This is a genomic window from Mesorhizobium sp. P2_C5_2 (genome assembly GCF_056404535.1).
The window spans coordinates 275,585-289,473 of the sequence record NZ_JBFUDV010000003.1 but is presented as its reverse complement, the minus strand read 5'-3'; the positions used below and the strand labels follow the sequence as shown (position 1 = coordinate 289,473).

Annotated in this window: 14 protein-coding genes; all 14 read left to right on the top strand. The window is 64.3% G+C overall.

Annotation, left to right across the window (positions count from 1 at the left end; all coding sequences use genetic code 11):
- Positions 1–4 precede the first annotated feature (4 nt).
- Positions 5–529, top strand: a complete 525-nt coding sequence (flgA, locus tag AC1D1B_RS12730; protein WP_477332604.1) for a flagellar basal body P-ring formation chaperone FlgA — start codon at positions 5–7, stop codon at positions 527–529.
- 149 nt (positions 530–678) lie between these two features.
- Positions 679–1,767, top strand: coding sequence for a flagellar basal body P-ring protein FlgI (locus tag AC1D1B_RS12725; RefSeq protein WP_477333305.1), 1,089 nt, complete (start codon positions 679–681; stop codon positions 1,765–1,767).
- A 3-nt stretch (positions 1,768–1,770) separates the two neighbouring features.
- Positions 1,771–2,340 carry a MotE family protein gene (locus AC1D1B_RS12720; RefSeq protein WP_477332602.1) on the top strand — a complete coding sequence of 190 codons (570 nt, stop codon included), beginning with the start codon at positions 1,771–1,773 and terminating at the stop codon, positions 2,338–2,340.
- Positions 2,337–3,041, top strand: a complete 705-nt coding sequence (flgH, locus tag AC1D1B_RS12715; RefSeq protein WP_477332600.1) for a flagellar basal body L-ring protein FlgH — start codon at positions 2,337–2,339, stop codon at positions 3,039–3,041. Before AC1D1B_RS12720 ends, flgH begins: the two co-directional genes overlap by 4 nt.
- An 18-nt stretch (positions 3,042–3,059) precedes the next feature.
- Entirely contained in the window at positions 3,060–3,560 is a 501-nt protein-coding gene (locus tag AC1D1B_RS12710; protein WP_181057524.1) for a flagellar basal body-associated FliL family protein, read from the top strand.
- Complete coding sequence (gene fliP, locus AC1D1B_RS12705; protein WP_023828200.1) at positions 3,557–4,288, top strand: flagellar type III secretion system pore protein FliP; 732 nt, start codon at positions 3,557–3,559, stop codon at positions 4,286–4,288. Before AC1D1B_RS12710 ends, fliP begins: the two co-directional genes overlap by 4 nt.
- A gap of 215 nt (positions 4,289–4,503) precedes the next feature.
- Entirely contained in the window at positions 4,504–5,388 is an 885-nt protein-coding gene (locus AC1D1B_RS12700; RefSeq protein WP_477332597.1) for a flagellin N-terminal helical domain-containing protein, read from the top strand.
- A gap of 280 nt (positions 5,389–5,668) precedes the next feature.
- Positions 5,669–6,553 (top strand): flagellin N-terminal helical domain-containing protein, encoded by an 885-nt coding sequence (locus AC1D1B_RS12695; RefSeq protein WP_477332595.1) that lies wholly within the window; start codon positions 5,669–5,671, stop codon positions 6,551–6,553.
- Between the two features lie 194 nt (positions 6,554–6,747).
- A complete protein-coding gene (gene fliF, locus AC1D1B_RS12690; RefSeq protein ID WP_477332593.1) occupies positions 6,748–8,388 on the top strand; it encodes a flagellar basal-body MS-ring/collar protein FliF in 1,641 nt (546 codons plus the stop codon).
- Positions 8,389–8,391: 3 nt separating this feature from the next.
- Complete coding sequence (locus AC1D1B_RS12685) at positions 8,392–9,018, top strand: hypothetical protein (RefSeq protein WP_477332591.1); 627 nt, start codon at positions 8,392–8,394, stop codon at positions 9,016–9,018.
- Positions 9,015–10,376: a MotB family protein gene (locus tag AC1D1B_RS12680; RefSeq protein ID WP_477332589.1), complete on the top strand. Its 1,362-nt coding sequence runs from the start codon at positions 9,015–9,017 to the stop codon at positions 10,374–10,376. The genes AC1D1B_RS12685 and AC1D1B_RS12680 overlap by 4 nt, the downstream gene beginning before the upstream one ends.
- Positions 10,373–11,806, top strand: coding sequence for a chemotaxis protein MotC (locus AC1D1B_RS12675; RefSeq protein WP_477332587.1), 1,434 nt, complete (start codon positions 10,373–10,375; stop codon positions 11,804–11,806). The genes AC1D1B_RS12680 and AC1D1B_RS12675 overlap by 4 nt, the downstream gene beginning before the upstream one ends.
- A complete protein-coding gene (gene fliK, locus AC1D1B_RS12670) occupies positions 11,803–13,200 on the top strand; it encodes a flagellar hook-length control protein FliK (RefSeq protein WP_477332585.1) in 1,398 nt (465 codons plus the stop codon). Before AC1D1B_RS12675 ends, fliK begins: the two co-directional genes overlap by 4 nt.
- Positions 13,133–13,720, top strand: coding sequence for a transglycosylase SLT domain-containing protein (locus AC1D1B_RS12665; RefSeq protein WP_477333304.1), 588 nt, complete (start codon positions 13,133–13,135; stop codon positions 13,718–13,720). Before fliK ends, AC1D1B_RS12665 begins: the two co-directional genes overlap by 68 nt.
- The last annotated feature ends 169 nt before the right edge of the window (positions 13,721–13,889 follow it).

Here is a 13,889-nt window from a genome sequence, read left to right as displayed (position 1 = left end):
TTTGATGGTCTCTCCGGCCTCCCGCTCCGCACTTTGCCGCACCGCGCTGATCCTCGCGCTGGTGGCCGGCGGCGTGCCGGCTCTTGCCCAGGAGAGCGCAGGCCAGCAGGCCACACAGGTCGCCAGCAACCAGGCGGCCGGCGAAGTCGTTCTCATCCCGAACCGGGTCATCTATCCCGGCGAGCTCATCGATACAGCTGCTTTGAAGCCGGTAACATTGCTCCCCGGCAAGCACAGGCCGGATGCGGTCGCCACGCAGGCGCAGGAGCTCCAGGGCAAGGTCGCCAAGCGCACGCTGCTGCCTGGCCGCTACATTCCGGTCGCGGCCATCCGCGATGCCTGGCTGGTCGAACAGGGTGCAGCTGTCCAGGTCTATTTCATCGCCGGCGACCTTACCATTTCGGCTACGGCGGTGTCGCTGCAGCCGGGCGCCGCGGGCGATCTGATCAAGGTCCGCAACACCGACAGCGGTAAGATCTTTTCCGGCACGGTGATGGCCGACGGCACCATCCGGGTCAGCGCTTCATGAGACGCGGACCTGCCCTTCTGCTTGCGGCCATTCTTGGTCTGCAGCCCGCGCTGGCCGACGGGCTTACGCCGAAGCAAAAGCGTGATCTGGCCGGCCAGAATGGCGGCGTCTTTGTCGATCCCGAATATGACCCCGCCACCACCAGCCGCATGTTCAGGGTGTCCAACGGCCCGAGCTCGCTGCCGCCCGGCCAGGTTGCCTCGCGCATCAAGGACATCGCCCAACTGCAGGCCTCGCGCGACAACCAGCTCGTCGGCTACGGTCTCGTCATCGGCCTCGCCGGATCGGGCGACAGCCTGCGCAATTCGCCCTTCACGGAACAGTCGATCCGCGCCATGCTCGAAAATCTCGGCATCGCCACCGAAGGCGGCAGCGCGCGCGCCAAGAACGTCGCCGCCGTCATCGTCACCGCCAACATGCCGCCCTATGTCCAGTCGGGCGCCCGCATCGACATCGACGTCTCCTCGATGGGCGACGCCACATCGCTTGCCGGCGGTACGCTGGTGATGACGCCACTGAAAGCGGCCGACGGCGAAATCTACGCCGTCGGACAAGGCTCGGTCATCGTTTCCGGCTTCACGGCGCAAGGACAGGCCGAGCAGCTGACGCAAGGCGTGCCGACGGCCGGCCGCGTGCCCAACGGCGCCATTATCGAGCGCACCGTGCGCGCCGAGTTCGAAGACCAGGCGCTGCTCACCTTGCAGCTGCGCAATCCCGATTTCTCCACCGCTGTTCGCATCGCCGACGCCATCAACGGCTACACCTCGCAGCGCTTCGGCATGCGTGTGGCGGCGGAGCGCGACGCGCGCACCGTGCAGATCAGGCGGCCGAAGAATGTTTCGGCGGCGCGCTTCTACGCAGAGATCGAAAACCTGGTGGTCGAATCCGACACGCCGGCACGCGTCGTCATCGACGAGCGCACCGGCACCATCGTCATCGGCAACGAGGTCAAGATTTCGCGGGTGGCGATCAGCCACGGCACGCTCACCGTGCGCATCACCGAGCAACCCAAGGTCGTCCAGCCCGAACCGTTCTCCAAGGGCCAGACCGCGGTCGAGCCGTTCACCACCATCGAGGCCACGCGGCCCGATGCCCGTGTCGCCGTGCTCGACGGGCCTAACCTCGAAACGCTGGTGTCCGGCCTCAATCGTCTCGGCGTCAAGCCGGACGGCATCATTGCCATCCTGCAAGGTATCAAGTCGGCCGGCGCTTTGCAGGCCGATCTGGTTCTCCAATAGGCCATGCCGATGATCGCTCGACTTTCCCTCAAACACCGCCGCAACGCAGCCCTGGCAGCCATCGCCACGCTCGTCTCAGTGATGCCGGTTCGCGCGGAAGAGCCGGTGCGGCAGGTTTTGCCCGGCGCACAGGCGCCCGCTGCACCTCAGCAGCTGATCCGCGAGAAGGCCCCGGATGAAAGCGAAATCCAGCGCTTCTGTTCCAACATCGCCGACGCCGCCCGCGACCGCCGCTACTCGCTGCAGGCTGAAGAGCTGAAGCAGCTGCAGGCCGGCATCGACCAGCGCATGAAGGCGCTGGACGAGAAGCGCGCCGAATACGAGCAATGGCTGAAGCGGCGCGAAGTCTTTCTGGCCCGCGCCGAAGACGGCGTCGTCAAGATCTATGCCGGCATGAAACCGGATGCCGCGGCCGAGCGCCTGGCCATGGTCACCCCCGATCTGGCCGCCGCCATCCTGATGAAACTCGATTCGCGCAAGGCCGGCGTCATTCTCAATGAAATGGACCAGAAGGCGGCGGCCGCGCTCACCGGCATCATGGCCAGCGCGGCTCGAAGGGTAGATCCGTCATGAAGTTGCAGTTGCTCGCCCTGGTCGCCGCCGCAGCACTGTCCGGCTGCGCCTCCGACCCGAAGGAGATCGGCAGGGAGCCGGCGCTGTCGCCGGTCGGCACCGGCATCACCGGCAGCGTCAATGCGCCCTATTCATATCCGGAAGAGCCGCGGGCGCCGGTGAAGAAATTCTCGCTGTGGGACGATCGCCAGAGCCGATTGTTCACCGATCCGCGCGCGCTGCGCGATGGCGATATCCTGACCGTCAGGATCAAGCTCAATGACAAGGCCAACTTCAAGAACCAGAACGACCGCAGCCGCACCGCCGCGCGCAAGCTCGGCTATGACGTCAAGCTCGGATGGGAAGATGCCAGCACCAGCGGCAAGGGCGACGCCGGCCTGAGCTCCAGCACCGAAACCAATGCGGACGGCGAGATCAAGCGTTCGGAAAACCTCGAGCTCAATGTCGCCGCCGTCGTCACCGAAGTCCTGCCCAACGGCAATCTGATGATCCGCGGCTCGCAGGAGGTGCGCGTCAATTACGAGCTCAGGGTGCTGACCATCGCCGGCATGGTGCGTCCCTCGGACATCGGCGCCGAAAACACCATTTCCTACGAACGCATCGCCGAGGCCCGCATCTCCTATGGCGGCCGCGGCCGAATTGCAGAGATCCAGCAACCTGCCTACGGCCAGCAGATCCTCGACCAAGTCCTCCCCTTCTAGGATCAGGAGAACGGCGCCGTGGCAAATGTCGAACAGGTCCAGCCCAAAAAGGGTCCGTCGCTTGTCATCCAACTAGCCATGCTTTTGGCGGTGACGGGCGCCGCAATCGGCATGGGCTGGGTTTCCGGCGGCTACCTGAAGGGCGTCGGCGGACCGGTGCCGGTGCCGGCCGCTCCCGAGAACCAGTCCAACGCCGAACAGCCGAGCGCGGCCGCCGAACATGCGCCGGGCACCGGGCCGACGCTCGTGCAGCTGGCGCCGATCACCACCAATCTGGCCGCGCCGGCCGATATCTGGATAAGGCTGGAAGCTTCGGTGGTCTACGATGCGCCGCAACCTCCGGAGCTCACCGAGAGCATTCACCAGGATCTGCTGGCCATGGTCCGCACCCTGAAGATGCATCAGATCGAAGGCGCCAGCGGCTACCAGCATTTGAAAGCCGACCTTGAGGAGCGCGCCGCGATCCGCAGCGGTGGCCATGCCAAACAGGTTCTGATCAGGACATTGCTGCTCGAATGAGAAAACTGCTTCTCGCCGCCGCGATCGTCGTCGCCGCCACTTCTGTCGCCGCTGCCCAGCAGCTGGATCTCGGCGGTATCGGCAAGGCCGACGGCGCCACTGTCGGCTATATCATCCAGATGTTCGGCCTGCTCACCGTGCTGTCGGTGGCGCCGGGCCTGTTGATCATGGTGACGAGCTTCACCCGCTTTGTCATCGCCTTCTCGATCCTGCGCGCCGGCATCGGCCTGCAGTCGACGCCGGCCAATCTCATCCTGATCTCACTATCGCTGTTCATGACCTTCTACGTCATGGCGCCGACCTTCGACCAGGCGTGGAACACCGGCGTCAAGCCGCTAATGGACAATCAGATCAGCCAGACCGAGGCGTTCGAAAAAATTTCGGACCCGTTCCGCACCTTCATGCTGCACAATGTCCGCGACAAGGATTTCGACCTGTTCGCCGACCTCGCCCGCGAACGCGGCCAGGTGGTTGCCAAGGAAACCGTCGACCTGCGTATCCTGGTGCCGGCCTTCATGATCTCCGAAATCCGCCGCGGTTTCGAGATCGGTTTCCTGATCGTGCTGCCGTTCCTCGTCATCGACCTGATCGTTGCCACCATCACCATGGCCATGGGCATGATGATGCTGCCGCCGACCGTCGTGTCGCTGCCCTTCAAGATCCTGTTCTTCGTCCTCATCGACGGCTGGAACCTGCTGGTCGGTAGCCTGGTGCGATCGTTCACCTGATCAGCCGCGACCTGCGCGTGGCACCTGGCCAAAATTCTATGCAAAATATTTCCGGTTAACCGTCCCGTTTAGCCCTTTGGTAGGGACTCGCCCGCATATTGCTCGCAGATGGCGGGTGATCGGGTCTCACGATCATTGGCATGATGCCGCTCCGTCATACCGGAAAAGCCGGTATGTCAAAAAACACCCTGTAAAAATCAAGGTAACGAGTAGCCATGTCCAGTATCATGACGAACGCCTCGGCGCTGACCGCGCTGCAGAGCCTGAACAACACCAACAAGCAGCTCGAAATGACCCAGGCTCGTATTTCCACGGGCTACCGCGTCGCCACCGCCAGCGACAACGCTGCCTACTGGTCGATCGCGACCTCGATGAAGTCCGACAACAAGGCCAACTCGGCCGTTCAGGACGCGCTCGGCCTCGGCGCCGGCAAGGTCGACACCGCCTACACCGCCATCAACGACGTCAAGGACCAGGTCGACCTGATCAAGTCCAAGCTCGTCACCGCTCGCGGCGCCTCGAAGGAAGACCAGCAGAAGATCGCGACCGAAATCAACGCCATCCAGGCGCAGATCAAGTCCTCGGTCGCCAATGCCAACTTCGCCGGCTCGAACCTGCTGCAGAACGACGCTCTCGCCACCTCCGACCTGAAGATCGTCGCTTCCTACAACCGTACCGGCGCGACCGTCACCATCGACACCATCGACGTCAAGGCTGCTGATACCCAGGTTCTCGACGTCGCCGGCACGGGCGGCATCGTCGGCGGCCTGCTTGCTGCCACCTTCTTCGATCCGAGCACCACCGCAGTCACCGCCGCCGCCATCGACACGGCACTGGGCAGCGTTGAAACCGCGCTCGGCAAGCTGTCCACCGGCGCTGCCTCGCTCGGCGCCGCCAAGTCGCGTATCGACACCCAGAAGAGCTTCCTCTCGAACCTGTCGGACTCCATCGACAAGGGCGTCGGCGCTCTGGTCGACGCCGACATGAACAAGGAATCGACCCGTCTGCAGGCCCTCCAGGTTCAGCAGCAGCTCGGCATCCAGGCGCTGTCGATCGCCAACGGCAACTCGCAGTCGATCCTGTCGCTCTTCCGCGGCTGATCTCTCGCCTCTACGACTGACACTATCCGGTCGGGCCGCGCCAACAGCGCGGCCCGATTTCTTTTGTGGCTGTTGATTTTCTCTTTGAATGGCAGCCGATTTTGCTTCTGGCCGGCGCCCGGAATGGCCTGTTTTAACAGGCTATTAACCATATCTCGGTAGTCATGGTTAACCATACCATGGCGGGCAGACCACACGGTCGATGGGCTTATGCCTACCCCCTGATGAAGTTGATCCGGCGTGTGCGTGACACGCCAGTTTTTGAGAAGGGGTAAATATCTTGGCAAGCATCATGACGAACGCCTCGGCGCTGACCGCGCTGCAGAGTCTGAACAACACCAACAAGCAGCTTGAAACCACTCAGTCGCGCATTTCGACCGGCTACCGCGTCGCCACCGCTTCCGACAACGCCGCCTACTGGTCGATCGCCACCACGATGAAATCCGACAACAAGGCGCTTTCGGCTGTCCAGGACGCGCTCGGTCTCGGCGCCGGCAAGGTCGACACCGCCTACACCGCCATAACCGATATCAAGGACCAGGTCGACCAGATCAAGGCCAAGCTGGTGACCGCCCGCGGTGCGAGCAAGGACAACCAGCAAAAGATCGCGACCGAAATCAAGGCAATTCAGGACCAGATCAAGTCGTCGGTCACCAACGCATCCTATGCCGGGTCGAACCTGTTGCAGAATGACGCTCTCGCCACCTCCGACCTGAAGATCGTTGCCTCCTACAACCGCACTGGCACGACAGTCGCCATCGACACGATCGACGTCAAGGCTGCTGATACCCAAGTGCTGGACATTGCCGGCACGGGCGGCATTGCCGGCGGTTTGCTCGCTACGACCTTCTTCGATCCGAGCGTCACGGCCGTGACCGACGCCGCCATCGACACCGCATTGGGAGCCGTCGAAACGGCGCTCGCCAAACTGTCCACGGGTGCCGCTTATCTCGGCGCCGCCAAGTCGCGCATCGACACCCAGAAGAGCTTCCTGTCGAACCTGTCGGATTCCATCGACAAGGGCGTCGGCGCTCTGGTCGACGCCGACATGAACAAGGAATCGACCCGTCTGCAGGCCCTCCAGGTTCAGCAGCAGCTCGGCATCCAGTCGCTGTCGATCGCCAACGGCAACTCGCAGTCGATCCTGGCGCTGTTCAAGCAATAGGCCGAGCCCGGCTTCCTCTTCCCTTGAATTGAAGGGCCGCGCCGCCAGCGCGGCCCTTTCGCTTTGTGGCTGTGTGTTGAAGCATGTCGTTGGCCCGGTACCGCTGCACACTTCCGGGCGACATGCTTATCATCTTCGCACAAGCTTCGCGGTCTAGTGTTCCCACGGAATATCATGCTGGGAGCGCTTGAATCGTGCCGGAACAGATCCAGAGCATCATCTCGAATCTCAGGGCATTTGGCGTCAGGCGCCTTGCCATGCTGGCCGGTATCGCCGCGCTGGTGATGGCCGTCATCGGCGTGGGCTCGGTCTATCTCAACCGCCCCGCCTATGAGACGCTCTATGTCGGCCTCGATCGTTCCGACGTGAACCAGATCGGCCTGGTGCTCGGCGAGGCCGGCATTGGCTTCGACGTCGGCTCCGACGGCACCTCCGTGCTGGTGCCGGCCGGCACCACCGCGCAGGCGCGCATGCTGCTTGCCGAAAAGGGCCTGCCGACCAGCGCCAATGCTGGCTACGAACTGTTCGACAATGTCGGCTCGCTCGGCCTGACCTCCTTCATGCAGCAGATTACCCGCGTGCGCGCGCTGGAGGGCGAGATCGCCCGCACCATCCAGTCGATCGCGGGCATCAAGGCGGCACGCGTTCACATCGTCATGTCCGAGCGCGCCAACTTCCGCCGCGACGAACAGCAGCCCTCAGCCTCGGTCGTCATCCGTTATTCCGGCATCGACGCCGAAAGGAGCGCCTTGTCGATCCGCCATCTCGTCGCCGCCGCAGTTCCCGGCCTGTCGGCCGACAAGGTGACCGTGCTTGATTCCAACGGCAACCTTCTCGCCGCCGGCGACGACCCCTCCAACACAAGTGCGGCCCGCACACTCGGCGTCGAGCAGACCGTCGAGGCGCAGATCGGCGACAACATCCGCCGCGCACTGACGCCTTATCTCGGCCCAGACAATTTCCGCGCCAGCGTCAAGGCCGATGTCAACACCGACACCCGCCAGACCGAAGAGACGATCTTCGATCCGGAGTCGCGCGTCGAGCGTTCGGTGCAGTCGGTGCGCGCCAACGAGAACAGCAACCAGAAGCAGGCCTCGACCCCGGCCAGCGTCGAGCAGAACCTGCCCGAGACTCAGGCGACCAGCACCGACGGCCCACAGACGACATCGGCGAACGACCGCAAGGAGGAGATCACCAATTACGAGATCAACTCCAAGAAGATCGCCACCGTCTCCAACGGCTATTCCGTCACCAAAATGTCGATCGCCGTCGTCGTCAACCAGCAGCGGTTGATGACCATTCTCGGCAAGGACGCCACGCCCGAGCAGATCGCCAAGCGCGTTGCCGACATCCAGAAGATGGTGGCTTCGGCCTCCGGCTTCGACGACAAGCGCGGCGATATCATCGATGTCTCGGCGGTCGAGTTCATCGACGGGCTGGACGGCGAGGCCGTCGAGCAGCCGGGCATAATGGCGTCGATCGGGACCTATGCCGGTACGATGATCAATGCCGGCGCGTTCATCGTCGTGGTGTTTCTGGTCGCCTTCTTCGGCCTGAGGCCGATGGCCGCGGCGCTGACCGCGCGGCCGACGCCCGCACTTGCCGGTCCGAGCTTCGACGATGTCCAGCGCTCACTGCCGACGCCCGAAACCGCCAGTGGCGAACCTGCGCAGGCTGCCTTGCCCGGCAGCCGTCCCGGCCCGACTCCGCTCGACGATCTTCGCCAGAAGATCAGGCCGGCGCCGCAGGAACGGCTTGCCCGCATGGTCGATCTCAACGAGGAGCGCACCGCGCAGATCCTGCGCAAATGGGCGGCCCAGGAAGCAGCGGTGTAGACCATGGCCTCGGCAGCACTTTTCGACCTTTTGCCGGACTTTGGCGCACGCACCCAGCGCGCCGGTCAATCGCCGGCTACAGCCAAGGCCGAGCCGCGGCCAGACACACCGGCGCCGCAGGCAGACATCGGCGCGCTGATCGCTGAAGCCGTCATCGATGCCGAAGCGGCGCTCGAGGCGCGCCTTGCTGTTGCCCATCAGGCGGAGCTCGAAGCGGAGCGTCAGGCCAGCGCCGACGAAGCGAGGGTTTTCCTGGAAGGCTTCGGCGGTGACCTTGGCGCCGCCGTCACCGCCCGTATCGACGCCATGGAGGCGAAGGTCAGCGAGCTTGTCGGCGCCACAGTTGCCCGCATCATTGGCGGCATCGTCACCGACGATCTGCAGAAGCGCTCGCTGGAAGCCCTTGCCGGCACGATCCGCGAGGCGATCGGCGACAGCGAGGCGGTGCGCATCGCCGTGCGCGGGCCGCTGTCGCTGTTCGAGACGCTGAAGGCTTCGCTCGGTCCGCGTGCGGCCAATCTCGATTTCGTCGAGGCGCCCGGCTTCGACCTTACCGTCGCCATTGACGAGGCGGTGTTCGAAACCCGCATCGCCGAATGGTCGTCTGCCTTGTCCGAGGCCCTATCATGAGCGTTGCCGACGCCGCTGAGCCCAGGCACGAAATCATCATCGTGCGGCGCAACCACGACGACCACGACGACGCGCACCATGGCGGCGTCTGGAAGATCGCCTTTGCCGATTTCATGACCGCCATGATGTGCTTCTTCCTCGTCATGTGGCTGATCAATGCCGCCAACGAGCAAACCAAGGCCGCCGTCGCCAGCTATTTCAACCCGGTCAAACTGGTCGACCGCAACGCCAGCCGCAAGGGCCTCGAAGACCTTGGCGATGGCCCGAGCAAGGTCGGGCTGACGGCTGACGACCCGAAGGACAAGACCAGCAAGGCCGGACAGGACGGCATCGGCGGCGCCGGTACGTCCAACAAGAAGCAGCCGAAGGAATCGGCGCCGAAGACCGATCTTTCCGACGAGCATCTGTTTGCCGATCCCTATGCGGTGCTGTCGGAAATCGCCACCGACACCGGCGTCATGCAGAACGTCAGCGAAAAGGGCGATGGCGGCGCGCAGGCGTCCGGCCCGGCCACCGGCGCATCCGGCGGCCAATCCTACCGCGACCCGTTCGCGCCGGATTTCTGGTCGCAACAGGTAGCAGCACCTGGCGCCGAAGCCACCGCCGAACGCAGCAAGATCGAAGGCGATCCGCTCAAGCCCGGCGACAAGGCGGCGCAGACGCAAGTGGCTGAAGTGAAGGCCGTGCCGCCGGCGCCGCCCGTGGTAGATGCGCCGCTGGAGCCGGTGGCGAAATCCGCATCCGACAAGCCGCAGACCAAGGCTGAAGCCAAAGCAGAGGCCAAGGCTGAAGCAGCAAAGGCCGAAGCGAAAAAGGCGGAGGAGGCAAAGGCCGAAGCCGCCGAAGCGCAACCCGCACCCAAGCCCGAAGCCGCGGAAAAGGCGCCGAGTGCCGCCGCCGTCAAGGCCGCGGCACAGGTCAAGCAGGAACTCGACGAGGCCTTCAAGCCTGGCGACAAATTGCACGACGGCGTCTCCGTCGAGGCCACCGACAAGGGCGTCGTCATCTCGATCACCGACCAGTTCGATTTCGGCATGTTCGAGATCGGCTCGGCAGTGCCGCGCCGTGAACTGGTGCTGGCGATGGAAAAGATCGGCCGCATCGTCAACGAGCAGAAAGGCACGATCAGCATCAACGGCCACACCGATGCGCGGCCGTTCCGAAGCGACACCTACGACAATTGGCGGCTGTCCACGGCGCGCGCCCATTCCGCCTATTACATGCTGGTGCGCGGCGGCGTCGACGAGCGCCGCATCACCGAAGTTGCCGGTTTCGCCGACCGCGAGCCGAAGGTTGCGGCTGACCCGATGGCTGCCGCGAACCGCCGCATCGAGATCCTGATGGCGACCGACGGATGAGGCGCTCCGCCATCATCGGCCGCGCCATCGGTCTGCTGCTGCTGAGCGCTGTCCATTCGCCGGCAGCTTTTGCCGAGGACGGCTTGCAGCCCTATCAGCTGGTGCGTTCGCTGCAGCTGGTGCAGGACCGCATCGCCGCCGGCGACCATGCCGCGCTGCCGATGCAAGGCAAGCTGCTCGAAATGACCGACACCAGGCTTCGCGCGGCGGACGCGGACGACTTCAGCGACCCGAAGAATTTTCGTGCCTTGCTGGTCTATGGCATGAGTGGTGGCAACCCCGTCACCGTCGAGGCGGCGGTGTCGCGCGCCAAGGCCGACCCGCAAAGCCTGGCTATCGCCAGGGGCATTGTCGATTATCTGAACGGCCGCCCGGCCGCCGCGATCGAGGCGCTGAAGCCGATCGATCCGATGACCCTGCCCGCCGATCTCGGTGCTTTCCTGGCGCTGGTCAAAGGCTCACTGCTCGCCACCGAAGAACCGGTCACCGCGCTGGCGCTGCTCGACGATGCGCGCCTGCTCAGCCCCGGCACGCTGGTCGAGGAAGCAGCGCTGCGCCGCTCGGTCGGCATCGCTGCCGCGCAAGGCGATGGCGCGCGCTTCGCGCTTGCCTCGACCCAATATGTCGAGGACTACCTCTATTCGCCCTATGCCAGCCAATTCGCCGACGCCTTCGTGTCCGGCGTCATCACGCTGCACATGGCGATCAGTCAGGACAAGCTCGCCGACATCACGGCGATGATGGATCCGGAACGCGAGAAGGTGATCTATCTGCGCATAGCCCGCCGTGCCGCCATCGACGGCCTCGCCGATCTCTCCGCCTTTGCCTCGGCCAGGGCCGAACAGGGCCGTGACGGCATCCACAATCAGGACGACCCGCGCGCCCAGCTCTATTCCAGCCTGTCCACGGTGACGTCGGGCACCATCGACGAGGTCCGCGCCAAGCTGGACAAGATCGATCGCAGCCAGCTTTCGCAAAGCGACCGCGACTTGCTCGATGCCGCGCAGGCCGTGGCCGGCGAAGTGATCGCGCCGCCGGCGCCGCTGCCTGCCGACAAGCCCCCGCCTGCGGTGGCCAAACAGCAGCCGGTCAAGACCGCGGCCGCGGCAAACCCCGATGAGCCCGAACTGCCGCCGGTCGAAGGCGCAATGCCGGAGCAGCCAGCAGCTAGCGCATCGGGCGGACCGGCCGCAACCGACGGGCCGAAGGCGCCAGACGGGCCAGCCGCGCAGGCACAGAGCGCACCCCAGACAAAGGCGCCGGAAGCGCCTGCAGTCGCCACCGCCGGTGATGCGGCTCCTGTCGTGCCGGCATCGGCATCGGCACCTGCAGCCGGCGCCGAATCCGCCGATGCCACCGACGCCGCCATGGCCAAGACGCGCCGCCAGCTCGATTTGATCGACCAGATGCTTGGAGCAGCCCCGAAATGACCACCAATGTTGGCCAGGCCCTGCCGGGATTTGCGCCCGTGCACGCCGGATCGAAGCAGTCGGCGCCGAACGCCAAGGGCGACGACAAAAGCTTCGGTGAACTGGTGCGCGGCGAGGACAATGCGCCGACGCAGAAAGGCCAGGAAGCAACAGAGGCTGCGCCGCACGAGCCACGCTGGACTCGACGCAGCGCGGCCGGTCCCGTCAAGGGCGAGACTGCACACGCAGAGACGGGCAAGACGGCCTCCAAACCGGTTGTCGGGAAAGTTGCAAAAGACCATATTGACGGCGATCCGGACAAAGCGTCCGCCGACGCTGACGCGGCCGGACAAGGCACGGGTACAGCACCGCTGCAGGACCATTTGCCGTTGCTGTTGGCGCTGCATGACATCAGCCGTTTCTCGGCTGCGAGAACAGGTGGAAACGGCCCCGCCACGAATGAACAAACTGAACAGCCCGCGCTCGACGGCGAGACCGTTTCTGCGCAGACGCCGCCTCTGTCGTTGAAGAAATTCCGAGTGACATCCGGCGCCGACAACAGCCTCGACACGACGCCGCGACCAGAACGAGCCAAGGCCGGCGTTGACGTTTCCGTACAGGATCAGGGGCAGAAGCTGGCTGCGATCGGACCCCGGTCCGGCAAGCTGCCTAACCCGGATGGCCCGACGCCGTCTCTGCCGGCGAACGAGCCGGCGAGCGAGAGTTCCGCGCCCGTCGCAAAGCGGTCAGCTTTGTCGACAAAGGGCGTCGATGGAGCCCAGTCCAACTCGACATCCGCATCCGGAAAACAGGCACCGTTCGCCGGGCGCGTCGACATTGTCGCCGAGCAGAGCTTCCCGGCGCCGGCGCAGAGCCCGATGAACCAGACGACGTCGACTTTGATCGACGCACTCGCTTCGGACAACGGGCTGCGGCAAGCGGTTTCGACGCCGTCGACCACCGCCCAGACGGCCGGTTCTGTTGCCGTTCCGACACATATATTGAAGATCGAGCTTCACCCGGCCGAACTCGGCATGGTCACCGCCAGTCTCAGGCTCGCCGGAGAACAACTTTCGATAGAATTGAAGCCCGAAACCCATGAGGCTTACGGCCGCCTCGCCACCGACAGCGACGCCATCGTGAAGTCGTTGCGCGGGCTCGGCTTCGATGTCGACAAGGTCACCATCCTGCAACCCTCGATAGCAGTTCATGCTTCGGCACGCAGCGATGCAAGCAACTCCCAGCCGATGCCGCAAGGCCGCGACCAGTCAGCTTTTCAGCCCGGAAACTCGAGCGGTAACAATGCGGGTTCGGGCGGCCAGCAGTCGGGAAGAAACCGCAATGACGATGCCCAGGAATTCGGCCGCCCTGCAGCGCCTGTTCGCGAGCGTGCTGGCGACGATATGTTTATCTAGCCTCGCCAACGGCCCGGCCAACGCCGCCACCAACCCTTGCGAGCCCGAGATCCTGCGCGCCGCCGATCGCTATGGCGTGCCCGCCGGTATCCTCTATGCCGTCGGCCTGACGGAGACCGGCAAGAAAGGTAGTTTGCAGCCTAATGCCTTGAATATAGAGGGAAAAGCTGTCTTCCCAAGCAGCCGCAGCGAGGCTCTGGCTACCTTCGAAGCAGCCCGGCGCGAGGGCAAGACGCTCATCGATCTCGGCTGCATGCAGATCAACCATCACTATCACGCATCGCATTTTCGCAGCGTCGACGACATGCTCGACCCGCGCCAGAATGTCGACTATGCGGCGCGCTTCCTGGCCAGCCTTCATGCCCGTCATGTCAGCTGGTCGATGGCCGTCGCTCGCTACCACGCCGGCCCCGACAATGACCCCGCGCAGAAGTTCTATGTCTGCCGCGTCATCGCCAATATGGTCGCCACCGGCTTCGGCAAATGGACGCCCAACGCCCGCGCCTTCTGCAACCCATAGGTGCATCCGCCTTTCGAAAATATGAACAGGCCCCAACCCTGCCGGTGCCCCGGCACGTCCCCGGTATCAGCCGCCAACGATACAACTCCGTGACTGCTGTTATTTCGAAACCCGAAATAACTCCCAAGAAAATAGCTACAAGAAATGATGGTTGTTCAGGATTCCCGGC